The sequence below is a fragment of the uncultured Brachyspira sp. genome (assembly GCF_949287625.1).
In the GTDB taxonomy this organism is placed as follows: domain Bacteria; phylum Spirochaetota; class Brachyspiria; order Brachyspirales; family Brachyspiraceae; genus Brachyspira.
This window is the reverse complement of the sequence record NZ_CASEGO010000001.1, coordinates 77,296-100,985: the sequence shown is the minus strand read 5'-3', so window position 1 is coordinate 100,985 and position 23,690 is coordinate 77,296. Positions and strand designations below refer to the sequence as shown.

Annotated in this window: 20 protein-coding genes, 1 other RNA gene and 1 pseudogene; 9 read left to right on the top strand and 13 right to left on the bottom strand. The window is 26.7% G+C overall.

Annotation, left to right across the window (positions count from 1 at the left end; genetic code table 11):
- The first annotated feature begins 2 nt into the window (after window positions 1–2).
- Genes saoX through saoL form a run of 6 tightly spaced genes read left to right on the top strand, consistent with a single transcriptional unit; the run spans window position 3 to window position 4,600 of the window.
- Complete coding sequence (saoX, locus tag Q1X91_RS00565) at window positions 3–1,175, top strand: ABC transporter substrate-binding subunit SaoX (protein WP_300752321.1); 1,173 nt, start codon at window positions 3–5, stop codon at window positions 1,173–1,175.
- Window positions 1,176–1,215: 40 nt separating this feature from the next.
- Complete coding sequence (saoB, locus tag Q1X91_RS00560) at window positions 1,216–2,043, top strand: ABC transporter substrate-binding (seleno)protein SaoB (RefSeq protein WP_300752318.1); 828 nt, start codon at window positions 1,216–1,218, stop codon at window positions 2,041–2,043.
- On the top strand, window positions 1,995–2,822 hold the full coding sequence (gene saoP, locus Q1X91_RS00555; protein ID WP_300752316.1) for an ABC transporter permease subunit SaoP: 828 nt from the start codon (window positions 1,995–1,997) through the stop codon (window positions 2,820–2,822). The genes saoB and saoP overlap by 49 nt, the downstream gene beginning before the upstream one ends.
- Complete coding sequence (saoA, locus tag Q1X91_RS00550) at window positions 2,809–3,588, top strand: ABC transporter ATP-binding protein SaoA (RefSeq protein WP_300752314.1); 780 nt, start codon at window positions 2,809–2,811, stop codon at window positions 3,586–3,588. The genes saoP and saoA overlap by 14 nt, the downstream gene beginning before the upstream one ends.
- Before the next feature lie 49 nt (window positions 3,589–3,637).
- Window positions 3,638–3,970, top strand: a complete 333-nt coding sequence (gene saoD, locus Q1X91_RS00545; RefSeq protein ID WP_300752312.1) for a DsrE-related protein SaoD — start codon at window positions 3,638–3,640, stop codon at window positions 3,968–3,970.
- 9 nt (window positions 3,971–3,979) lie between these two features.
- Window positions 3,980–4,600 (top strand): MerB-like organometallic lyase SaoL, encoded by a 621-nt coding sequence (saoL, locus tag Q1X91_RS00540; protein WP_300752310.1) that lies wholly within the window; start codon window positions 3,980–3,982, stop codon window positions 4,598–4,600.
- A 70-nt stretch (window positions 4,601–4,670) separates the two neighbouring features.
- Here saoL and Q1X91_RS00535 read toward each other — a convergent pair whose 3' ends face one another.
- The 4 genes from Q1X91_RS00535 to Q1X91_RS00520 form a co-directional block, all read right to left on the bottom strand.
- A complete protein-coding gene (locus Q1X91_RS00535; RefSeq protein WP_300752308.1) occupies window positions 4,671–8,012 on the bottom strand; it encodes a helicase-related protein in 3,342 nt (1,113 codons plus the stop codon).
- Window positions 8,013–8,109: 97 nt separating this feature from the next.
- Complete coding sequence (locus Q1X91_RS00530; RefSeq protein ID WP_300752306.1) at window positions 8,110–9,543, bottom strand: hypothetical protein; 1,434 nt, start codon at window positions 9,541–9,543, stop codon at window positions 8,110–8,112.
- Window positions 9,540–11,306 carry a phosphoenolpyruvate--protein phosphotransferase gene (gene ptsP, locus Q1X91_RS00525; protein WP_300752303.1) on the bottom strand — a complete coding sequence of 589 codons (1,767 nt, stop codon included), beginning with the start codon at window positions 11,304–11,306 and terminating at the stop codon, window positions 9,540–9,542. Before ptsP ends, Q1X91_RS00530 begins: the two co-directional genes overlap by 4 nt.
- 301 nt (window positions 11,307–11,607) lie before the next feature.
- Window positions 11,608–12,324 carry a 5'-methylthioadenosine/adenosylhomocysteine nucleosidase gene (locus Q1X91_RS00520; RefSeq protein ID WP_300752301.1) on the bottom strand — a complete coding sequence of 239 codons (717 nt, stop codon included), beginning with the start codon at window positions 12,322–12,324 and terminating at the stop codon, window positions 11,608–11,610.
- A 325-nt stretch (window positions 12,325–12,649) separates the two neighbouring features.
- Between Q1X91_RS00520 and Q1X91_RS15585 the strand changes: the two are divergent.
- Together Q1X91_RS15585 and Q1X91_RS00515 are read left to right on the top strand one after the other, a co-directional pair.
- Window positions 12,650–12,780 (top strand): annotated as a pseudogene (locus Q1X91_RS15585) (transposase); the annotation flags it as partial.
- 374 nt (window positions 12,781–13,154) lie between these two features.
- Window positions 13,155–14,102: an alpha/beta hydrolase gene (locus Q1X91_RS00515; protein WP_300752299.1), complete on the top strand. Its 948-nt coding sequence runs from the start codon at window positions 13,155–13,157 to the stop codon at window positions 14,100–14,102.
- A gap of 396 nt (window positions 14,103–14,498) precedes the next feature.
- Here Q1X91_RS00515 and rnpB read toward each other — a convergent pair.
- From rnpB to Q1X91_RS00500, 3 genes are all read right to left on the bottom strand, one after another.
- Window positions 14,499–14,839, bottom strand: an RNA gene (gene rnpB, locus Q1X91_RS00510) — RNase P RNA component class A.
- 241 nt (window positions 14,840–15,080) lie between these two features.
- Window positions 15,081–15,848, bottom strand: a complete 768-nt coding sequence (locus tag Q1X91_RS00505; protein WP_300752298.1) for a TSUP family transporter — start codon at window positions 15,846–15,848, stop codon at window positions 15,081–15,083.
- A gap of 1,519 nt (window positions 15,849–17,367) precedes the next feature.
- The gene (locus tag Q1X91_RS00500; RefSeq protein WP_300752296.1) at window positions 17,368–18,516 is read right to left on the bottom strand and encodes a site-specific integrase; all 1,149 of its coding nucleotides are present in this window, start codon (window positions 18,514–18,516) and stop codon (window positions 17,368–17,370) included.
- A 498-nt stretch (window positions 18,517–19,014) separates the two neighbouring features.
- Here Q1X91_RS00500 and Q1X91_RS00495 point away from each other — a divergent pair, with 498 nt between their 5' ends.
- Window positions 19,015–19,212 carry a hypothetical protein gene (locus Q1X91_RS00495; protein WP_297285459.1) on the top strand — a complete coding sequence of 66 codons (198 nt, stop codon included), beginning with the start codon at window positions 19,015–19,017 and terminating at the stop codon, window positions 19,210–19,212.
- 455 nt (window positions 19,213–19,667) lie between these two features.
- Here the strand turns inward: Q1X91_RS00495 and Q1X91_RS00490 are convergent, their stop codons facing one another.
- The 6 genes from Q1X91_RS00490 to Q1X91_RS00465 all read right to left on the bottom strand — a co-directional run bounded on the left by Q1X91_RS00490 (window position 19,668) and on the right by Q1X91_RS00465 (window position 23,678).
- Complete coding sequence (locus tag Q1X91_RS00490; RefSeq protein WP_300752292.1) at window positions 19,668–20,099, bottom strand: thermonuclease family protein; 432 nt, start codon at window positions 20,097–20,099, stop codon at window positions 19,668–19,670.
- Between the two features lie 362 nt (window positions 20,100–20,461).
- Complete coding sequence (locus tag Q1X91_RS00485) at window positions 20,462–20,647, bottom strand: hypothetical protein (protein ID WP_300752290.1); 186 nt, start codon at window positions 20,645–20,647, stop codon at window positions 20,462–20,464.
- Between the two features lie 5 nt (window positions 20,648–20,652).
- Window positions 20,653–21,384, bottom strand: a complete 732-nt coding sequence (locus Q1X91_RS00480; RefSeq protein ID WP_300752288.1) for a putative phage tail protein — start codon at window positions 21,382–21,384, stop codon at window positions 20,653–20,655.
- Window positions 21,384–22,592: a baseplate J/gp47 family protein gene (locus Q1X91_RS00475; protein ID WP_300752286.1), complete on the bottom strand. Its 1,209-nt coding sequence runs from the start codon at window positions 22,590–22,592 to the stop codon at window positions 21,384–21,386. The genes Q1X91_RS00480 and Q1X91_RS00475 overlap by 1 nt, the downstream gene beginning before the upstream one ends.
- Before the next feature lie 9 nt (window positions 22,593–22,601).
- Window positions 22,602–23,048 (bottom strand): phage GP46 family protein, encoded by a 447-nt coding sequence (locus Q1X91_RS00470; protein WP_300752284.1) that lies wholly within the window; start codon window positions 23,046–23,048, stop codon window positions 22,602–22,604.
- A 9-nt stretch (window positions 23,049–23,057) separates the two neighbouring features.
- Window positions 23,058–23,678, bottom strand: coding sequence for a hypothetical protein (locus Q1X91_RS00465; RefSeq protein ID WP_300752282.1), 621 nt, complete (start codon window positions 23,676–23,678; stop codon window positions 23,058–23,060).
- Window positions 23,679–23,690 lie beyond the last annotated feature (12 nt).

Here is a 23,690-nt window from a genome sequence, read left to right as displayed (position 1 = left end):
TAATGAAGAAAACTATGATTATTTTTTCTATGTTTATTATGATGTTTGCTGTTTCATGCGGAAGCGGAAATAATTCTAAAGAAGCATCTCAAATACCTGAAGATGTACAGGCTATAATTGATGACTATAATTTGGAAGAATTAAGCGACGATGATAAAAAATATAAAATCAATTTGGGTTATTATGATTGCGACCATATGACAGCAGCTTGTATAGGTGAGGATAGCGGTATATATAAAGCATTAGGCTTGAATGTTACAGTAACAGGTAATGGTAATGTTCCAGAGGCTATGAGTGCAGGTCAGATGGATATGGCATATGCAGGTTTTACAACCACTTTAAATGCTGTTAAAAATAAAGTACCTCTTTTTATAGCCGCAGAAAATCATACTGGAGGAGCCGAATATTTCGTTGTTGCTAAGAATATAGATAAACCAGAAGATCTTTTAAATAAAAAAATATGTGTAGGAGCAAATCCAGAAACACAAAATTTAAACTGGGCAGAATGGTCAGAACAGTTAAATATACCTAGAGATATCACTAATTATGAAAACTTTGCTATGAGTGATTCTGATGCCTATTTTGCTTTAAAACTAGGTCAGTTAGATGGATATGATACCTGCGATCCTTGGGGTTCTATGGCAGAATATGAAAATACAGGTAAAATATTGAGAAGACAAAATACTGACAGAGAAATAGATGGGCATGGAACTTGCTGTAAAGTTTGTATGAATTATAAATTTGCTAAAGCTCATCCAAAATTGGCAGAACGTATACTTCTTGCTCATGCTATGTCTATAGAATATATGTATCTTCATCCTTATAAAGCAGCTCAGATATTTGCTGAAAATTATAATGTACCTTTAGAAGTTGGTCTTATGACTTTATGGAAAAAACTTAATGAGGAAGGAAGAACTATTACTTGGAAATTAAACAGAGATTATGTTCATAACCAAATGAAAACTATGAAAAGATTAGGTGTAAGAGATGATATTAACTCTCTTGATATAGATGATTATATAGATTTGTCATACTTTGATAATTGCGGAGCTAAAGATTTTGATGTATTTCTCAAAGAAGAAGTTGACCCTATATTCCCTCTTGGTATGAGTTATGAAGAATGGAGAGCTAAAGCTGTAGAAGTAGATAATATTAAAGAAGAACCTAAAGTGTGAAAATATAATGATAAGTTATATATAGTAATAAAGGAATGAGATGGGGCATATAATAAAAAGAAATAAATATATTATTATATTTAGTATTGTTTTTATAATATGTTTCATCTTATTTCAAAACTATAAAACTTCATTAAACGATATAAATAAAGATAAAATTACAGTGGCATGCGGCAATGATGCTTCTGGAATGCTTTTTGATTATATAATAAATGATAAAGATTCTAATATAGAGTTTTCAAATATTGATTATGTTCAGTTTTTGGATTGCTGCGGTTCTCAGGCTGAGTTTGCTTTTATATCTGGAAGAGTAGACATGGCTGTTTTATGTCCGGATGCGGCATTTCAATTAATTTATACTGATACAAATTATTATATAGTAGACTCTATAGTTAAGGGCTCTAATATATTGGTTTATTATAATGAGGATTATGATAATAATATTGAACCTAAGAATATAGGATATATGAATAAAAGGCTTCTTCAGGAGGCTTTGCTTAAATGCAGGTATTCTAATTCTAATTATTACCCTATGCTTGCAACTGCACTGCCTTATGCTTTAGAGAAAAAAACTGTTGATGCTATTTTTATTGATATTATATTGGCTTTAAAAATCAAGAATGCCAGATTTAAAAAAATTGATACTGAAGAATCCGATTATTATTTGGTTGCTTCTAAAAAACTAAAAGATACTGTTATTCTTAATGATTTTATCAAAGTTTACAATGAAGCTGTTGATGATATAGAAAATGATACAATATTATCTAATATACTTATTAGTTATTTAGATATTTCAAACTCAGAAGGAGAAATGAATATATGGAAAACAATGGGCGTCAAGTTCAGCAAAATAAAAGCAGAGTTATAAATTTGGGTAATGCTGGAAATAGTATTTTTATGAAATTCTACAGTGTTTCTGTGCTTATAGTTATAATGATAGTTTGGTATTTTCTTGCCAAAAAGATAGATAATAATTTACTTCTTCCAGATTTTTTATTAACCTGCAAAGAATTTTTTCTTTCTTGGGTAGACCCTTATACTGTTCAAAATTTGCTTATAACATTAGAGCGTGTATTTAGAGGGTTTATCATAGCTTGTATAATAGGTTTGCCTTTAGGTCTTATTATGGGATATTCCAAACCTATACTTTTAGCCATTTCTCCGATTATAAACTCTATAAGACAAGTTCCTATAATGGCTTGGATACCATTAGCAATAGTATGGTTTGGTCTTGGAGACGGACCTACTATATTTTTAATAACTATGAGTGCTATATTTCCGCTTATAATAAATACTATAGACGGAGTTAGAGGAATTGACCCCAACTATATTAATGCTGCTAGAAGTATGGGAGCTAGGAATATAGATATTATGTTTGATATAATTTTCCCCGGTGCTTTGCCTTCATTTTTGACTGGATGCCGACTTGCTTTGGGGCTAGGGTGGATGAGTGTTATTTGTGCCGAGTTTATTGCTACAAGCAAAGGTTTCGGATTTATATTGGTTGAAGCCCAACAGAGACTTGAAACACCTAAACTTTACGCTCTTATGATAGTATCTGCTATTATAGGATTTAGTATGGATAGGGTGCTTGTTGTATTAGAAAAAATATTAACTTCTTGGAGATTTAAAAATGGCAATTCTTGAAGTAAATAATGTGTGTAAATCTTTTAAAACTTCAAAAAAAGCTCCTGAAGTTGAGGTATTAAAAGACATTAGTTTTACAGTAGAAAAGGGGGAGTTTGTAACTTTGCTTGGACCTTCAGGCTGCGGTAAAACTACACTTTTAACTATAATAGGCGGTTTCCAGAGTGCAACATCTGGAGAGGTACTGCTTGAAGGAGAGAGAATAGAAAAACCTTCTTCAGACAGAGGATATGTTTTTCAGAATTATGCATTATTTCCTTGGATGAATGTTGAAAAAAATATACTTTATTCTCTTAAATTTTCAAAGATGAGCAAAGAAGAAAAGAAAAAACGTTTGGAAGAACTTCTTGAAATGTCGCATCTTAAAGGGCATGAAAAGAAGTATCCTATTTCTTTATCTGGAGGAATGCAGCAGAGGGTAGCTGTTGTAAGGGCATTAGCACCTTATCCTAAAATACTGCTTTTAGATGAACCGCTTGGAGCTATAGATTTGCAGATGAGAGAGCATATGCAAAATGAGCTTTTGCAGCTAGTTAAAGAAAGCAACAGTACTATACTTATGGTTACGCATGATGTTTCTGAGGCTGTTTATATGAGTGATAGGGTTATTGTTATGAGCTTAAATAAAGGTGAGATAGTAGCTGACATAAGAATAGATATTAAGCACCCTAGAGAAAGAGACAGTGAAGAGTATATAGAATGTGTTAGAGAACTTACTAATAATGTTAAAAAGGCTTTTATCAATAAAGTACCTGTTTCAGTATAAGTAATTTTATTTAACATATAAATTATAAATATTTTGAAGGAGTAAATAAATGAAAGTAGCTTATGTTTTTAGCAGCCAAAATTCGCATATGATTTTGGATAAAATGATAATTCCGCAATTATTAAATGATAAACATGGTGCGGAAGTTGTTGGTATGATGTTTTTTGCTGATAATACTTTTCTTCTTACAAAAGGAAGCAGTGTTGGAGACAGACTTGCAAAAGTATTAGAAAGCAAAAAAATTCTTCTTATGGCATGCAATATATGTGCTATAGAGAGAGGTATTGATGACAAACTTATAGATGGTGCTTGTATAGGTTGTTTCCCAGACTTATATAAGGCTTTGGAAGGAAGCGGGGTTGAACAGGTTATAACTTTATAAGGATTCTTTATGTTTGATACTGATTTTATGGAGAGATACGGTATATCTGACAAATATCATAATTTACCTTCAGATATACAGGATGCCAGATTAAGATTGATGAATAGGGTTATAGATACAGGCTGTACCATTAGCAAAGATGAAGCTGTAAAGATATGCGGCGATGAAAATTTATATAAGACTCTGCTTGAAAAAGAAATCATCACTTTAAGCGGAGATGATGTTGCTTTTCTTTATCCTGTATCTGCTATGGAAACTAATCATAGGGTAAAACTTGCTGACGGAAGAGAATTCTGTTCTATGTGTGCTATAGATGCACTTGGCTCTTACAGTTTATTTCATCAGGATACTGAAATTAATTCTATATGCAGTCAGACTGGCGAAAAAATATATGTAAGAATTAAAGACAGATGTATTGCTGAGCATTCGCCTGATGATATACATGTAATACATGTTGATTTAAATAAAAATAAGAATTGGGCTAGCACATGCTGAAATATTATGAATTTCTTTGGGTCAAAGAATGATATGAATGAATGGCTTAAAAATCAGGATATAGATAATAATACTATATATCTTTTAGATTTAGAAACTGCTTTTAAAGTGGCAACTGCAATATTCAGACTATAAGCTGTTTCCTTAAAATTAATTATATATTATAGGTGATAGATATATTTTTTATATCTATCACTTTTTATTTTTAATTGTTATATTTGCTGAACTCTTCTTTTACTATCAAATATGAATCTTCGTATATGCTTTGAAGATTATTTGAAGAATAATTAAATTTTTCATTTACCTCATCAAAAGATATAATATTTTTAAGTATTTCCACAGAACATCCGCTTTTTGATTTTAATGCTTTCTCTATTTCTTTTATAGTTTTATCAGATAAGTATTTATTTTCTGTAATACTTATCAATTTTTTTACATAATCTCTCTCCTCATCATTATTAAGATATTTATAAAAATTATTAAGTGCTGTATTGCTGCTTCCTGCTTTTTTTATATTTTTTCTTCTTTTTAATTCATCTTCAAAGTTTTTTATATTTTCACTTGGAGGAATATATTTTTCATTTTTATCAGCTTTTAGAGTTTTAAATATATTTTCAATATTAAAATCTATTTTTGAGTTTTTTAATAGAGAACCGAATACTCCGTTTTTTGATTGTATTATCTCTAATAAGCCGCTGAAATTTGACTGTCTTCTTATCACTATATTATTTTCTATTGATTTTATTCTCTCAAGAAGTTTATCATCATTTTTTAATTTGTTATAAACATCTCTGTATTCATTATCCCAGCTTACATCATCATCAGTTAGAATTTCATTTTCTCTTTTTAATGAGAAGAGCGAATTAATTTCATCATCTTTTTTTAATATTTTTGTATCATTTCCGAATATAGCATTTATTAAGTTTAATTTAAAATTAGATATCTGCCAATTCTTTATATCTTTCTGAGCTTCAAGTCTAGGAATAAAGTTGTGTATATATATTTTATCAAATAGTTTTTTTCCTATTCTATTTATACGTCCTACTCTCTGTATTACTCTTGTAGGATTGTAAGGGATATCATAATTTATTATTATACCAGCCCTATGGAGATTAATGCCTTCTGATAATGTATCAGTAGCTATGAGTAAGAAATAATTATCTTCTTGTTTATTAGTATTCAAAGAAGCGTCAAAATTTGAGGCTATTATATCTCTGTTTTTTGACTGCGATGTTGATTTTATAGGTTTAAATAACTCTCTTAATTCATCATCTTTATATACAGATTCATATAAATAATCTGCTGTATCTTTAAACTCTGTAAATATTATAATTTTTCTTTTATCATTTTCTTTTTTGAATTTTTTTAATTCTTCTATTAGTTTAATGAATTTTTTATCTTTATCTGCTGATATATTATCCCAATCTTTTTTTATCTGTTTTAATATTTGTAAATCATTTTCAAAATCTTCAAAAAATTTATCTTCTAAAACTTCTTTAACATTTTCTATTATTTTTACATCTTTAATTTTTTTATTTGCCTTATTAAAATCTAATACTTCATCATATTCAATATCATTCTCATCATCTGATGTTTCGTCATATGAAAAGAAATCTTCTACATATAGAGTATCACCTTTTTTATAAATAGGGTATAAGTCTTTATTAATCCAAGTTTTTATGTTTTCGTATTTATCTATCATATTATCTATACTTTTTTTAAAAGCATAAAGAGAACTTTCAAATCTTCTTACAAGCAGATGCTTCATAAATTTAGTAAGGTTCCTTGAAGAAGTGGAGGCAAAATCTGCATTAATATTTTCTCCGTATACGTATTCTATTATTTTATCAGCATTTTTCTTTTCTTCTATTGTAGTATATTTAAGATAAGTTAAAGGCTCATAACGTACAGCTTTGAATTTATTATTATTGATTTCTCTATCATTATCATCAAATAGAGTTTTGTCGTTTTTATATTTATCTTCATCATCATTTGGGGTAATTTTTTCAAATGTATCAGAGTATAATTTTGATATATCTCCCAAATTATAATCATGAAGTTTAGGATCTTCTACATTATTAAACTCAGTTTTTTGCTCTTCTAAATCTTTTCTATACTCCAAATCCTCTAATAAATCTTTTCTTGTCCTTCGTATTATTATAGGATTAATTAAACTTAAAATTTGTTTTGATATGTCTTTTATTTTTTCTTTAGTTTCTTTTTCATTATCATCTTTTTTATATTTGCTTTTTATAATTCGCTCTTCTTTTAGAATAGATGATTTAATTTCTGATATACTTTTGTCTGTAGTGAGCATTCTGTCAAATATATCTACCAAAGAAAATATATCAGAAGTTGTATTATGCATAGGAGTTGCTGTAAGAAGCATAACTTTATTTGCTGAGCATATATTTTTTATAATATTGTAAGATTCTGTTTTGCTGTTTACAAATCTATGAGCTTCATCTATTATAATAAGTCTTGTTTTTTTATGGTTATGCACATATTCGTATAATTCATCTAATTTACCGACACTTTTTATTAAAGCATTTAATTTGAACTCGGAATTATAATTCTCCCAAGAATATATTATTTTAGGCGGAGATACTATTATAATTTCTTCAATAGCTTTCATTTCAACTAAATTTTTAGCTATTGCCGAAGCTATTATGCTTTTTCCAAGTCCTACAACATCAGATATTAAAACTCCGCCGTATGTCATGATGCTTTTAATCCCGCTTTTTATAGCGTCTATCTGATATTTATAATTTGAATAATTGAAATCTTTAGGAGTGAATAATAATTTTTCATTGGTAAAAAAATTAAAATATTCATATATAACTTTTAAATATATCTCATAAGGAGTATGGTATTTATCAGTTTCTTTAACATCATTATTATTTTGTTTTATTTCTTCTTTATCTTTTATTCCAACTTTATCAAAGAATTCTTTTTCATTTTCTTTGTCTAATATACTTGATGTGTTTTTCCATTCATCTTGAAAAAAATTATAAAAATCTTCAAATCCATCTTCTGTATATGCATTAATTTCTTTTCTTTGATGAAGACCTTCTCTCGAAAAATTACTAGAACCTATTATTGCACAGCCATGCATTTTCTTTATTGTACTTTTATCATTATATCTTAATACATAGAGTTTTGCATGAGTTTTATCGTTTGCACTTCTTATTTCAAGAGTAGAGTTTTGACATTTTTCTTTAAATAGTTCTAATACTATTTTATTGTTTTGATTTTTATTTAATTCGTTAATTGTATACTCAACAAAATCATTAAATTCTTCAGTAGTTGTTTTTGTATTATTTTGATTATAATTAATATATAAACACTGAATTTTAGGGTCAATATTCATACCCATAATAATTTTTACGTTTGCTTCTAAAAATGTTTTTCTTGCTGTTTCATCATTTGCTATATCATAAAATGCACTATAACTGCAATAAGCAGAAAGTATTCCTATTTCTTTAATATTTTCTTCAGTTTTAAAAATTTCAAAAACTTTAGTATTAACATTATCTAATATATTCATAATATATTCCAACTTCTAAATTTATAAAAATTATAACATCAAATTTCTTTTTTATGAAGTATAGAATATTGTTAATAATTAATAATATAATAAAAAATTAATCCACGCTGTATTCTGCTTCACTGTCTCCGCTTATAACAAATCTGTACGGGTTGGTAGGTAGTATTTTTATTAAATAATTATATAATAAAGTGGAGCTTTGAAGAACATTGTTATTGGTATTATAATAAAAATATTTAGGATAATCCAGTACATATTCATAATAAGGATTATTTTTAGAGCTTACAAGTTCGCCTATTTTGTTATTAACTTTCCAAAGAAAATATACTGATTTGTCGGTAAAGTAATTTGTTTCAGGGCTGTTTAATATATATGAAAAGAAATCAGAAGATTTTAAATAGTCATAATTTTTATATGAGTTCATAGCTGATTTATAATTTTCAAATATATCTTCTATATTTTGTATATTATTAGTCATATATCTTAAATAGCTCCAGCCAACTATAGGTCCGTAGTATGTATCATATCTTACTAAAGCCCAATCCTCTCTTTCTCTCTCTTTAGCATTATATACATTAGTTTTATTTAATACGGTTACAAAATCATAATTGTATAGTCTGTAAAGTTCTTTCTCTGTTCCTGAAGTTACAGCAGGTATTCTGTCTCTTATAATAATACCATTTCCTATTACATAATATTCTTCTTCATATGCTGCTCTTATTCCTTCTATTCTGTTTTTCACAGCTTCTACAGTATCATTATAGTTTTTTTTCTCATTAGCAGTTAAATCAAATGGAAGAACATCTGGGAAATATGATTTATTATTTAATATACTTTCCTGCAATACGCTTGTTCTGTAGCGTTCAGAGAATCTTTTTAAGTATGTGATATTAGTTATAAATTTTGCTTTATCATTTTCATTTTCTATATTGCTAAATCTGTGTCTTATACTGAAATAGTAGGCAAAATCTTTTAATGGAAAAGCACTTTCTTCATCTTGAAGTATTCTGTCAAAAGTATATCCGTTAAAAGAGTACTTTCCATCTTTTACAACAATTCCTAACTGGCTGTATATATTGTTTAAAGAAGCTGTGAGATTTGTAACATTATCATCATTATTCTCTTCGCCTTCGACTATTCCCTCTGATAATAATTGCGTATAAAACTCTTCTATATATAAGGGTTCATTTTCTACCATGTATATTAAAGCCTGACCTAGTAAATAAGATGCTTCGCTTTCATAATAACTTGAAGGATATGTGAATAAAAATCTTGCTAAAGTCTCAAAACCTTCTTTATAGTTTGATGATAATATTTGATTTCTTCCTTTAATAAAGGCTGTTAATTCATTGTATGGTGATTGGGCATTTTCTCCTTCAGTTTTAGGAAGTGTTTTTAAGAAATCTCCTAAAGGTCCGTAATCCTCTGTTTTTTCTATTGTTTTTAATTTTTGGTATTCATCTATAGATTTTGTTACTTTGCATGATATTAATATGCATGCAGCCATTAATATTAATAAAATTTTTTTCATTCACTTATGCCTTTATAATTTTTTATATCTATTTTTTTAATAAAACTATATAAAATTGATTTAGAAAAATTGTTGTCGCATTTTTCAAGCATTTCATTTACCAATTTTGTGCATTCTTCTATGCTTATACTTCTTATAAGATTTTTTATTTTAGCAATAGAAGTAACAGACATAGAAAGCTCTCTTATTCCAAGACCAAGAAGAACAGGAGTATACATAGCAACACTAGCCATTTCACCGCATAATGTTATAGGCTTATTATTTTTATTTGCTGTTTCTATTACTCTTTTTAATACTCTTAAAACAGATATATCTATAGGGTTGTACAAATAGGAGAGTTTCTCATTAGTTCTGTCGCATGCCATCATATACTGAACCAAATCATTAGATCCTATAGATAAAAAGTCAGCTTCTTTTATTATTAAGTCTATTATTACGGAAGCAGAAGGTGTTTCTATTAAAGCACCTATTTTTATATTTTCATTAAAGGGCTGATTTTCCTTTCTTAATTCTTCTTTTATGTCTTCAATAAATCTTTTAGTTTCAATAAACTCTTCTAAAGTGCTTATCATAGGAATCATAATTTCTATATTTCCATAATGCGAAGCTCTGAGCAATGCTTTTATCTGATCTTTAAACAACTGTCTGTTTGATAAACAGAATCTTATAGCACGCCAGCCCAAGAATGGATTATCTTCTTTAAAATTAAGTCCCAAAGCAGGAGATATTTTATCGCCTCCTATATCTAAAGTTCTTATTACAACTCTTCCTTTCATCTTTGAAGCTATATTTTTATATACTTTAAATTGAGTTTCTTCGCTAGGAAGTGTTGTAGCAATATCTTCTTCTGAAAATATATATAAAAACTCTGTTCTGTATAATCCTATAGAATCTACACCATGTTTTAATAAATTATCTGTCTCTTCTGGTATATCTATATTCGCATGAACTTTTATTTCTATATTATCTTTTGTTAAGGCTTTTTCTTTTGCATCTATTATAGACTGTTCTTTGAATTGTTTTATATTTTCTGTAAGTATAGTATAGTTAGCAATATCCTTTTCATTTGGATTCATAATTACAATATTACTTCTGCAGTCTATTATTATTTTTCTTCCGTTTTTTATTTTGCTTGATATATCGGCTATATTAAATATTGTTGTTATGCCGAATGATTTAGCAAGTATAGCGGCATGCGAAGTATATCCGCCGCTTTCTATTATAAATCCAGCTACTCCTATACTGTTAAACTTTAATACATCGCTTGGAGTAAGTGTTTTTGCTATTATAATACAATTTTCTGGTATTTGAGAATAATCTCCAGAATTAGGCTGTATTAGATTTCTTATAAGTCTTGATTTTATATCCGCTATATCGCTGCTTCTTTCTGATAGCATTTTATTATTAACAGAAGATAGTTTATCAAGATATCCTGATATTATTGTATCGTACACATGCTCTACATTAAATAGTTTTGCTTTTACTTCTTCTTTAACTTGTCTTATTATTACTCTGTCCTGAAGCATTAATATATGAGTATATAAAATATTTTTAATATTATTATCCACATGGTTTTGAAGTTCTTCAATTTCTTCTATTGATTTTTTAATTGCTTCATCAAATCTTTTATATTCTTCTTCTACATCGCTTTCTTCGATTTTATAAACAGGGGTACTTAGTGAAGGTGTGTAAAGAAAAGAATTTCCTATTGCAACATCATCACCTACGCCGTTACCGTTTAATATCGTTCTTTTATCAGGCATAGAAACTCCGATATTATGTTAATTAATAATGAAGATTATATTATAAATGTATAATATTTTCAATAGTAAATTTATTGTAAGCAGTAATATTTTATATATGTATAATATGTATATATAAAAAACTATTTAATTTTAAAAATTGCGAATTATTTTATTTGTTAATCTGTAAAATAAGATGATTTATAAATACTATATTTATACGAAACATAAAAACGCATGTAATACTTGAATTATAAACAAATAGAGCCGTTTAAAACTTTATATATTTATTTTCAAACAACTCTATTATTTATTTTAAAAATTATTTCATATTCTCAAGCATTTCTACCACTATTTTCATAGAGTTCTGAGCAGATTTTACTACAAATTTAGGAAAATCTACTACAGCATCGCTGTCAGCTTTATCAGATAATGAACGTATAACTACAAAAGGAACTTTATACATCAAAGCAGCATGAGCCGCAGCAGCTCCTTCCATTTCTATAGCACCTGCTTTAAACTTATTGTGTATCTGCTTAACTTTTTGATTATTACCTACAAACTGATCTCCTGTAGCTATGGTATCAATATATATTTTATTGTCGGTAATAACTTTTTGTGCAGATTTTTCGGCTAGCTCTATTAATGATTTATCAGCAGGATAATAATTTTTATCATATCCTTTTACAAGTACAGTAAGTTCATCACCGTCTAAATCGCTTGTGTCAAAATCATGCTCTATTAAGTCTTTTGATATCACTATATCAGATATATCATAATCTGGATTTCCAGAACCAGCAACACCTGTAAATATTATTTTTTCTACATTAAATCTCTCTATAGCTATAGTTGTAGCAATAGCCGCATTAACTTTTCCTATTCCGGATTTTAATAATACTGCATTTTTTCCGCATAATACTCCTTTATAATAAGTAATATTAGCTATTTCAATTTCTTCTATATTTTCTATCATACCTTTAAAATTAGTTATTTCAGAATCCATAGCTCCTATTATAGCAATTCTTTTTACTTCAGACATAAAATAATCTCCTTAAAATAATATAAAAATAACGAATGATATTATTATACATTAAAAATATCTTTTTATAAACTTATTATTTTATTTTTTATTATAAATATAATACTTAATTAGTTTATACCTAAACAAATATAGTTTCTAAATTTTGACCAATTTATTAATATAATGATAAGTTATAAATAGTAAAGTATTACTAATTATTTATAAAATAAGTTTTAAATGTATGATAATACCTCTATTTTAGTCAAAAAATGCAGTCTTTCCGCAAAGTGAGGCATTAACACCGAGCAGCTGCCTTACCTACAGCATACAGAGCAACGAAGTACATAACTGTGACCAAAAAAATTTTATGACTTTTGTAATCAGGAATTAACTTTAGAGAAAGCTAATCTGAAATTAAGAAAATATAACAATTTTTGGGACTATAAACGCATACATTCTGATGCAAAATTATAGCACACCGCTTGTTTACTTTAATAAATTAAGGAATACTTAAATGCAATATATCAGACTACCATACATTTTATTTAGAGCACATTTATGTTTTATAATACAGCAATTTTGGAAATTATATACCAACTACACCATAATATATAATTAAAAAATTTTTTGTTTTAGTTATTGACATTTTTTTAAAATAGGTAAAAATTAAACTTATTTAATATAGTTGGAAATAGCGGGAATTTAAACCTAGTATATATATCTTCAAAAAAAAATTTGAGCAGGGACACACAAAAGAGGAAAGATGTAACTAGGAATATAGACATTAACTGCCTTATAGGTGAAAGACATATATAAATCCCGCAATTTTGTACTAAATGGAAATATTTATGAAAAACTACAAAGACTTTTATGAAGAGTATATAAAAGTAAACGGAATAGAGCATTATCTTATTCATTATTATAGAAAGTCTGATAAGACTATAATATTTCTGCATGGAGGTCCTGCACAATCTGAGGCTCATTTTTTATATATAACAGAAAATTATAAAAACTGCTATAATTTGATTTATTATGACCAAAGAGGAGCAGGTAGAACTCAAATAAAAAATAATACTAAAACAGAAGATATTACCATTGAAAATCTAATAGAAGACTTAAAATGCATAATAGATTATGTCAGAATAAAATACAAAAGTGATAATATAATTTTGCTTGGACATTCTTGGGGGACTGTTTTGGGTATTGAGTTTATAAAAAAGTATCATAATTATGTTTCAGCTTATATAGGAATGGGGCAAGTTGTTAACTTTCTTAAAGGAGAAAAGACAGCATTTACTCATTGTTTTGAAATAGTAAAAAACTCAAAGTCGAAAAAATACATAAAAAAAATGGAAGAGATGAGAGACTATCCTTTTAATATAGATAAAGATAATATTTGGAAAGCTGTAATGAAATTTAGAATTATACAAGTAAAATACGGATTGGCAGGCTATCATGAAGGAACTCTAAAACTTATGAATATTATAAGAAAGAGTCCTATATTTTCTTTGAAGGATCTTTTTGCATATATTTCAGTTTTGAAAGTTAATAAAAATCTTTTGGATTATCTTATAGATTTTGATATAAGTTCTTATAAGAGTTTTAAAATACCTATATTTTTTATATGCGGTTCTCATGATTGGCAGGTTCCAACTATAGAAGTAAAAAAATATTTTGAAACTATAATATCTCCAGAAAAAAATATATTTATAGTTGAAAATGCGGGGCATCTGCTTAATATAGAAAATGTTCAAGATTATAATATTATACTAAACGACGTAGCAGACAGAGTATAAATATAAATAGCTGTAATAAATCTAAAAAACAAAATATAATAATGAATATAATAAACAGATACATGAACATAATTGTATTAGTTTGTAGTTATCTATAATTTAAGATAAAAAGTATTACATATTTTTTATTTTATATAATCTGCTCTCACCTAAGTTATTTATTACGAATGTACGATGCTTCATTTTGTCAGTTAAAATATTGGTTTTAATTATGTTTGAAATGGAAAAGAGAAGAGGTGAACATTACAGATAGTATTTTGATTTTTCATTAGAAAAAGTGTAGAAACTTGAAGTAAGACATGAGAATAATAAAATAATAATAGATAAGAAATATTAATATATAATCTACTTGTTTAGGATAATATTTTATATGTGTAAGATATTTTTTTATTATAAAAAGTAAGCGGAGCTATAAGCCGTATTCTGTCATTTAAGGTAAACATTTATCTTGATATTATATTACTATAATATTCCAGCGAGCCACCTGAAACTTAGGAAAAGGGCAATCCGTTTCTGTTTGCTCTTGCCTCTCATGGGGTTTACACTGCCATTTATGTTGCCACAAATGCGGTATGCTCTTACCATGCCTTTTCACCCTTACCAAATTGGCGGTATATTTTCTGCTGCACTTTCCATAGACTTTCGCCTTCAAGCCGTTAGCTTGCATGATGCCCTTTAGAGGTACGGACTTTCCTCAGTATTAGTTACTTAAATACCGCGTTTACCCGCTCCGCATGCCGATTACTCTATTATAAAAATCATAAAATGTCAATCATAATTTTTTATATAAGTATTTAAATATTTTTATGACTATAAAAAAGAAGTACTAAATAATTACTTTATATTTATAAAATTAAATGATTATGTATATAAATTTATTAGTTTTTTATTTGCTTGCATTTTATTATTGATGAACTCTATATTGATTAACTTATAATTGCATCAGTTATTTATACTAATTATCAAAAAATATATTTGTTATCTAATTATATCTATTAATATTTTTAATGTGGTAAGTAGTGATATGGTTACAAATATAGGCTTTATAACTTTTATTCCTTTTTTAATTGCAAACTTAGCACCAAAGTAGGTTGATATCATTATAAAAGGTATAACAAATATTCCAGCCATATAGTTAACTTTTCCTTCTATTGCAAATATTATTAATGAGCATAAATTGCTTGTAAGATTCAAAGCCTTAGCGTTACCAGATGCAAGAAGGAAATCCATTTTATAATAAAGCACAAAAAACATTATTAAAAAACTTCCAGTACCAAGTCCAAATACAGCATCATAAAAACCCAAAAGAAATGCAAAAAACATACCTGCTATATAATTTTTTCTTTTTAAATTATTTTCATCAAATAAGTTCTCGGTTCCAAAAGTTTTTGAAAATAAAGTATAAATACCGACAGCTAGAATTAATATCATTATCAAAGGCTGTAATATTTTAGCGTCTATCAATACTATAACCTGCACACCTGCAATAGATCCTAATATTGTCATAGGTATTAAAAATTTTATTAGTTTTGAAGTAACTTTTCCATTTTTAAAGAAGGTAAAGGCAGATACTACAGCACCTGAAGTGGATGTAAGTTTATTTGTAGCTAGTGCCGTATGCGGAGGAATACCAGCTATTAAATATGCAGGAAGACTTATAAGTCCGCCTCCTCCAGCAGCCGCATCAACAAAACCTGCTATTGAACAGCCTATAATTATTATAATTAGATTCTCTATACTCAGCATAATACATAACACCGCTAATTTATTTTTTATTAACGAAAAATATTATACCTATGATAAATTTTTGTCAAATGATATTGATAAATTTATTTATTATAAAATACATATTATACTTGCTTGAAAAATTTTTATTGTTATTTAATAGTAATTTAAATATTATTTATAATTGCAGTTTCAAGATATTTTTCGATGTCTGTATAGCCGTTAAGTATTATAAATTTTTTATTGAGTATATACCTAAACAAATACAGTTTGTCAAAATTAGTTTTTATATTTTTATTATTTTCGGGGACTAGCCCCCGCTCCCCGCTTCTTTTGTTGCCACAAAGAAGGAAAAAGGCTGCATTTTATTCTAAATTTAGCAATTTATCCCACATATAAAACATAATTAGTACGATTTAATAATAACTTCAATACTTGCACTTTCGCGAAGCGTATCCGAGCTTGTCGAGGATATAAGGTTCTTTTGGCGAAGCCCGCAGAGCGAAGGCTGGAAAAAGAACAACAAAAAATTGACAAACTTAAAAGTTTAACGAATTTTTTAAAATCTATAAAAAAGCAGTACAAGTATTTGTTTTTATTGCGAATAAAATTACAAGAAGGATTATAAAATTGAGAGTATAATATAATCATTACTTGTACTGCATTTCTAGCTATTAAATTAAAAGAACTATTACTAAACTTGCTCAAAGTATACAATATACCAGAGCATAATACAACTATATTACACATGTTTTATCCTTCAATGCTAAAAGGTTTCTCACGCCTTTTTTAGATAGCATTTAATAATTTTATTCGCATTAACTAATATACACAAAATAATTTTAAAGTCAACAAAATACAAAAAATTTTTAAAACTAATTTTTTAATAAAATAAATTTGAGTAAGTCAGTCTGTCAGTCTATTTGTTTTGGCACATTTTTTGCAAAGTTAGTTAACTGACTAACTGACTTTAAAGACTTTCTTTTTGATTTAAAGATTTTAAAAATAAAAAAACTAAAAAACATAGTTATCTAGTAATTATAAAAAAGCCGTGTTTTTGAAGTTTTTTAATCTGGTATACATAAATCTATATTAAACCTAAAAAAGCCCTAAAAACAAGCCTCTACGCTTCAAATAAAGCCCTTCAAATCAAAAATCAAAACTCAATTTTTGATGATGTTATCGCAATAGCATAAATTAAAAATTAAAATAGCTCCTAATAGAAAAAAGGCAGTAAATAAAATCATAATTTTTTATAGTAAAGTGTACAAAACGTGCATGTTCATTTCGTGCATCTCACCAGTAAAGTGTACAAAGTGTGCATGTTCATTTTTTGCATCTTACCAGTAAAGTGTACAAAGCGTGCATGTACATTTCGTGCATCTTAACAGTAAAGTGTACAAAGTGTGCATGTGCATTTCGTGCATCTTATAAAAAATCACCAAATTAATGATAAAAGTTACATCAAAAAGTTTTGATTATTAAGAGCTATGTTATTTATAAATACCATAATACAGTATAGTATTAATACATAGCCTAGCTATACATTTTTTGTACTCAGTTTATCAATCCTATTATTAAGCTCATTCATTTTTATCACTATTGTATTAAGCGTATTTGTAATATTTTCCTGAAAATCATTTTTTATATTTTGGATTTCATTATCTCTATTTATTTTTTCTGTATTTACTTTATTGAATGGGTGATTACTCATTGCATTTTTTATCATATTCATAAGCACATAAATATATCTGCTTGTTGTTGTATTGATATTTGAATGTCCCATCATCCTGCTTATTAAATAAGTTTCTGTTCCGCTCTCTGCCATGTCAGTTGCAAATCCTCGCCTAAAAGAATGGCAGGTTATTTTTATTTTATTTCTTTTTGATATTATTCTCATAATCATGGTTATAGTTTCTATTGCTAAATCCTGACCATTATTTTTTATAAAAAGATTATTCTGTTCTTTAATTTTATTTTTTCTTAATATCTCATCACGTTCTGCTATATAATCAATTAATACATCTTTAATCATATCAGAAAAAACAACTATTCTCGGTTTGTTTCCTTTGGTTTTATAAATAGTTATAGTTTTGTTTTCAAGATTAATATTTCTAATATCTATGCCTGCAGTTTCTTTTCTGCGAATACCTGTGTTTGACATTAAAAGCATCATTAAAATATTTCTTTGATTTATGAAACTGTCTTTTGAAGTTCTTTCTATTTTTTTTATAATATCTAAAGTCTGATTTGCTTTTACTACCAACTGTTCTTTTATTATTGGTTTAGGTCTTTTTATATCATCAAAAGTATCTATCAATATTTTAGCTTCTATTATTTTTTTCTTATGCAAAAACTTCATATAACTTTTAACAACATTTATTCTGCAGTTAATAATATCAGATGATAATTTAATTTCTGTTTGATATGATATATATTTTTCTAATAATTCTTTATTTATATTTTGGTATAAAACTTCAGTACTGCAAATATAGATATAATCTTTTTCAGAGAAAATAGAATAATCATTATCTTGTTTAATTATGAACTTAAAAAAATATATAATATTATTTTTGTATGTTTTTACAGTTGATGAACTTTTATCTATAGAAAGATAATCAGCAAATTGAAGAATAAAATTGACATCTTTGGAATAATCATAAAGATTATATTTTTCAGCATTAAGCATAAAAAAACAACTCCATTTTTATTCTAAAAAATTTGCTTGACTTTTGAAAAAGAATAGAGTTGTTTTCTTAGATGTAATTATTATCGTCTTAAATAAATTTTCATTAAATATTTTTATTATATTAAATTTTTTGTATTGTACTGTATATATTACATTTAAGTATTGTTTATTACTCTATTTCATTATTAAAGAGATAATCATTAAAAAATAATTATGACAAAGTTTAATACTTTTTAACAAGTATTAATTAAAAAATATTAGCTATATTGCAATGATTTTTGAGCATTTTATAATTTTGATAAATAAAAAAATGGCTTAGAACTCGGCAAAGTCCTAAGCTATAGAATACTTCAAAAGGAGGTGATTCCTTATGAATGGTACTGAAATATTCATCATCATAATAGCATTAACATTACTTATAAAAGAATTAAAAAATTAATGTTAATACTAACTAGCATTATTTTATACTAACATTAAATAATATTCAAGGAGTTTTTAATGTCTAAATTAAAAGAGTTTGAAATACAAAGTGAAGCTAAAAGTATAAAGGGCTGTGATATGATAGCCGTACGTATACCAAAAGAAATAGGAAAAGAAATAAGAGAAAATGCTTTAAAGTACAATATGACGCTTAAGGAATATATAATAAATGTACATAAGTTTTATTTAGCATATTTAAAAGAAAATAAAAAATAAAGAAATAGGAAAAATCTGCAATGAATGTAAGCGAATATTTAATAGCACTTCATAGAATGTATATGGAGGAGCAAAACAAAAAGTAAAAATTATTAAAAAATAAAAGGATAAGGTTCTGGGAAAACCTTACCCTAAAAACATAATTTTAACTTTGGAGGCTAAAACCATGTCCAATATAAATATTATAGTACTATTTTTTAAAATAGTAAAGAGTATTATTATATCATTAGTATTTTTAACTGCAGTAATAATAATATTTTTAATTGTTATAGATAATAGCAATATAGAAATAAAACTAAATATTTCAAATAAGCCAGCATTTATATATGAAATATTTTTTAATAAAAAATAACTTATTACATCAACATATTAATAGCAATCAATGCATTTATAAAAGTATTGATTGCTATAATAAAAATATTCAATAATTAAGAATGGTAATAAAAATTATAATATTACCAACTATCTTTAGTACCGCCGTTATAAGGTTTCGCATAATTATTTTTTATCATATAGTCTTTTACATCTATATCATCAGCTTTGACATCAGCAAGTATTCTAAAATATTTATCTCTATTAAGATTATATAAAGTTATTTTTCTGCCTTCAAATAATTTGATTAATGCCTCTTTTGATTTTCTTGCTAGTTCTTTAGTTTCTTCTGTACCACCTCTAATTTCCTGAGTGTCTATGCCTCTTATGCGTACACTAATATTTGATCCTATAAGCCAATGAACATCAGGAATATTAACAAAAAATGTATCTCCATCATATATACGTATTACTTCAATATTATAAAGAATATTGTTATTTATATTATTTTCTGTAGTTTCAAAAGCAAATAGACTAATAGATAATACCATATAAATTAATAATAATTTTTTCATTTTTTTATCCTTAAATAAGTTTTATAAATATTGTTAAACAAATAAAATTTGCATTTTAAGCCTAAAAAATATATTTTTTTAAGGTTTACATCTTTTACAAGGTTCATATCCTTTTTTATAGCTTCAGATAATGTTATTTTTATTTTAGATCTTCTTAATGAACTGCAATGTTCTAAATGATATTTTTCGCCTGTTCTTGTAATATATACAATTTTTTCCTGAGATGAAGCTGTTATAGATATTATTAATAATAATAAAAAAAAGTTTTATAATTTTGAGTTTCATAAAATATTCCTATAATTTAATTTTTTATATAATTATAGAAATATAATTTCTTATATAAACAATATATAAAATGCTTTTTATAAAATCTTATCTAGTATATGTTTAGATATATTCATTTCTATGATATTGGTTATTAAATTTTTATTTTTTTCAAAATCATTTATTTCTAACTCCGTTATAGTATTTAGCATATTTTTAGCTACAATATTATCAGATTTTGATTTTAGATATTCTTTTACTTTTTGTATTTGTTCTTTATTCATAATTATTAACTCCTTGATTTTATTAAAGCCCAAGTATGAGCTGGTTTAATAGATAAAACTAATTGTTTAAAATACTCTAATCTGTCAGCTGGTATTATAACAGGCTGCATATTTATGATTCTGCCTTTATCATCTCTTTCTACATCTCCTCCTATAAAAAAACAAAAAGGAAAATATTTTGATTCTGTAGGGATAAATGCTTCAGTATCTAATGTTTTATATTTTTCAAAATATCCGCAAACAAGTTTATTCTGTCCTGCATACCAGCCGCCTCCAGCTACAACTTTTATATCTGGTATATCTGTTTGAAATGGAATAAAACCATTAGTTAATATCCAGTCAGTAGAACTTAAATCTTTCATAAATAAATTAGGATCTGTTATAGGTATGTTTTCATAAACACGAACACTAAAACCATTACCTTGTAGTATATTTTGAAGATAATAAGCTGACTGTCCGCCTTTATCTTTCCATCTCATAGCTATAGTATTTCTTCTGATACTTTCATTTTTATTCGGTGCTATTATTCCATATTGTTCTTCCCACAATTCTAAACTTCTTGTACTATTAGGGAATAAATCTAAATATATTTTATCTATATATTTTCTAATATCATCTGGTAAAGAAGTTAAAGCTTTTATAAACTTAGTTAAGTTTTTAGTTTCTATAAAACTCCATAATCTTGATTTTGGAAATAAAAGTTTAAAAATATTAAAATACTTTTCATTATAAGACATTAAACTATCTCCTCATTAATTTTTAAACTTTTTAATTTGGCAACTTCTCCTTCTTTTAATGTATACCTTGGAGTAACAGAATCATTCAATAAATTAATGGCTGTTGTAAAACTTCCATTACTTGCAGATAATATATCATCTATTAAAGCTGTTATATTAGTTTCATTTATCACATTTTTAGAAGGAGGCAAACTCAGACCATCTAAATAAGGTTCTCTTTCAAGATAGTAAGAAGTTAAAGATTCTTTTATTTTTAATGATATTTCTTCTATATTTTCAACTTCCATTTCTGTAATTTCTACATCAAACTCTTTTATTACAATAGGTTTTATATTTTTATAACTTTTGTCTCCGTCTGGGTCAATAATAGCTCCTATTGGCCTTCTGCTTGCAAGCCCTGTAGAAGGGTCCTTATCTATATATTCTCCTACTTTTTTTAATAAAGCATCATCTGGTATTCTATCCTCATAAACAGAAGAATCGGCAAGAATATATATCATAACATTTCCGGGATCTCCGGTATAAATATATGCATTTGCTACTCCTTCAACTTCTTTGCTCCATTGTCTGTAATCACTTAAAGCACCTCCCTGAGGCTGTAATTGAAATCTATTTTTTATCTTTTCTCTATAGCTAGTTTCATTTTCTCTGTCAGTTCCAACAGATATTAAATCATTTACTGTTATAGTTCCTTCTATTGAAGATAAGGGAGATGATATATTTAGAGTATCACCTTTATGCATATTTCCTTTTGAACCGCTTTCAGAACAAGTCAATTCTATAGTTTCTTCTTCAGAATTAAAAGTATAGCTTTTAGTAGTTATATATGTAAGTCCGTTTAATGATGATATAAATTGAGTTCCTGAAAACATTGTAGAACCTATGCTTTTTACATTAACAATAGCAGTTATTTTGGTTTGAGTTGCTGGAGTAGGATCTCCTATTCCTATTAAACGTCCCCATTCTATAAGCGGAGTAATTTTATTTCCTAATACCGTTATTTCATCAAATGAAGCTGTTGATACAAATATTTGCAAAAATATCCAAGAACAGCTTTTATATAAAATCATAAATACACCAGCAAGAACTTTTGAAAATATACTTATAAATGATTTTGGAAGTATTGGAATGTTTTCTCCTATTTCTGCTTTCATATGTTCCATAATTAAATTATATATTTCATCTACTGTTTTTTGTTCTAATGCCATATAATACTCCTATTTTACAGTTTCCCAATTTGTTTTATAATTACTCTTTGAAATTAATTTATTATCTCTTAAAACTTTTAATTGTATTTCTAATTCATTGAAGTTTGGTATTGTACAATTAACTTCTATGGTATCAGCTATATTTTGTTCTATAATCCAATTCAAATCTAATAAAATGGCTTTTTCTAATAGCTGTAAATTTCTTGCATTTGCATTTTTACCTGTAATAATAGATAAAGTATTACTTTGATAATAATCTATGCTTTGTATATTATTTCCCCACCATGTATATTTTTCATTTGAATTGCTGCTGTCATCTTTTTCATTTCCTCCAAATAAAGATAAATATATTGCTGTTTCAAATCCTGAAGTACATTCAATTAAATTATTTTTTATATTTATATCTAATCCATCATTTGTCATTGATAGCAAAACGTCTCCGTCTTTATAATTCATTTTATACTCCTATGGTATTTGCAGTGTATCTGATTTTGAAGATGATATATTTAAAGATATATTAGTTACAGAAGGAACTGCAGGAGGTGTTGATGCTCCGCTAGGAGTACCGTGTGTATGGAGATTATATTCTTTTATAAATCCGTTTAATTGCTCTTTTAATGTGTTCATTTCTCTGTCAAGTTCATTAAACTTTACAGCATAATCATTTCCTTCATTAATAACTACTTTGTTATCGCTTTTTATATTAATATCTTCTTTAGTTTTTATATCTAATGTTTTTTCTCCTGTTATTGTTATAATATCTTTTGATTCTATCAATAATGCTCCTGTGTTAGTCAAATATATTTTTGTCATTACATTAGAATTAGAATCTCTTGAATATAATATTTTTTCTCCTTCTTTAGCTCCCTGAGATTCGCTTATAACACCTACAAGTACATAATTTCCAATACCGCCGGCTTCTATTAAAACACCTATATCATCTTTTATTGGTACGCTGTCTTCTCCAGCTGATGCTGCTATATCAGCATTAATACTTATTCCAAAACTACGTTTGACAGTAGCTATAATTTTTTTCATAATTCCATTATTAACTTTATGGGACTGTATTTTTGATAATATGCTCATATTATTGCTATC

Coding starts and splice junctions, on each gene's coding strand:
- saoX (WP_300752321.1), top strand. CDS start 3: ATGAAGAAAACTATGATTATTTTTTCTATGTTTATTATGATGTTTGCT.
- saoB (WP_300752318.1), top strand. CDS start 1,216: ATGGGGCATATAATAAAAAGAAATAAATATATTATTATATTTAGTATT.
- saoP (WP_300752316.1), top strand. CDS start 1,995: ATGGAAAACAATGGGCGTCAAGTTCAGCAAAATAAAAGCAGAGTTATA.
- saoA (WP_300752314.1), top strand. CDS start 2,809: ATGGCAATTCTTGAAGTAAATAATGTGTGTAAATCTTTTAAAACTTCA.
- saoD (WP_300752312.1), top strand. CDS start 3,638: ATGAAAGTAGCTTATGTTTTTAGCAGCCAAAATTCGCATATGATTTTG.
- Q1X91_RS00535 (WP_300752308.1), bottom strand. CDS start 8,012: ATGAATATATTAGATAATGTTAATACTAAAGTTTTTGAAATTTTTAAA.
- Q1X91_RS00530 (WP_300752306.1), bottom strand. CDS start 9,543: ATGAAAAAAATTTTATTAATATTAATGGCTGCATGCATATTAATATCA.
- ptsP (WP_300752303.1), bottom strand. CDS start 11,306: ATGCCTGATAAAAGAACGATATTAAACGGTAACGGCGTAGGTGATGAT.
- Q1X91_RS00520 (WP_300752301.1), bottom strand. CDS start 12,324: ATGTCTGAAGTAAAAAGAATTGCTATAATAGGAGCTATGGATTCTGAA.
- Q1X91_RS00515 (WP_300752299.1), top strand. CDS start 13,155: ATGAAAAACTACAAAGACTTTTATGAAGAGTATATAAAAGTAAACGGA.
- Q1X91_RS00505 (WP_300752298.1), bottom strand. CDS start 15,848: ATGCTGAGTATAGAGAATCTAATTATAATAATTATAGGCTGTTCAATA.
- Q1X91_RS00500 (WP_300752296.1), bottom strand. CDS start 18,516: ATGCTTAATGCTGAAAAATATAATCTTTATGATTATTCCAAAGATGTC.
- Q1X91_RS00495 (WP_297285459.1), top strand. CDS start 19,015: ATGTCTAAATTAAAAGAGTTTGAAATACAAAGTGAAGCTAAAAGTATA.
- Q1X91_RS00490 (WP_300752292.1), bottom strand. CDS start 20,099: ATGAAAAAATTATTATTAATTTATATGGTATTATCTATTAGTCTATTT.
- Q1X91_RS00485 (WP_300752290.1), bottom strand. CDS start 20,647: ATGAATAAAGAACAAATACAAAAAGTAAAAGAATATCTAAAATCAAAA.
- Q1X91_RS00480 (WP_300752288.1), bottom strand. CDS start 21,384: ATGTCTTATAATGAAAAGTATTTTAATATTTTTAAACTTTTATTTCCA.
- Q1X91_RS00475 (WP_300752286.1), bottom strand. CDS start 22,592: ATGGCATTAGAACAAAAAACAGTAGATGAAATATATAATTTAATTATG.
- Q1X91_RS00470 (WP_300752284.1), bottom strand. CDS start 23,048: ATGAATTATAAAGACGGAGACGTTTTGCTATCAATGACAAATGATGGA.
- Q1X91_RS00465 (WP_300752282.1), bottom strand. CDS start 23,678: ATGAGCATATTATCAAAAATACAGTCCCATAAAGTTAATAATGGAATT.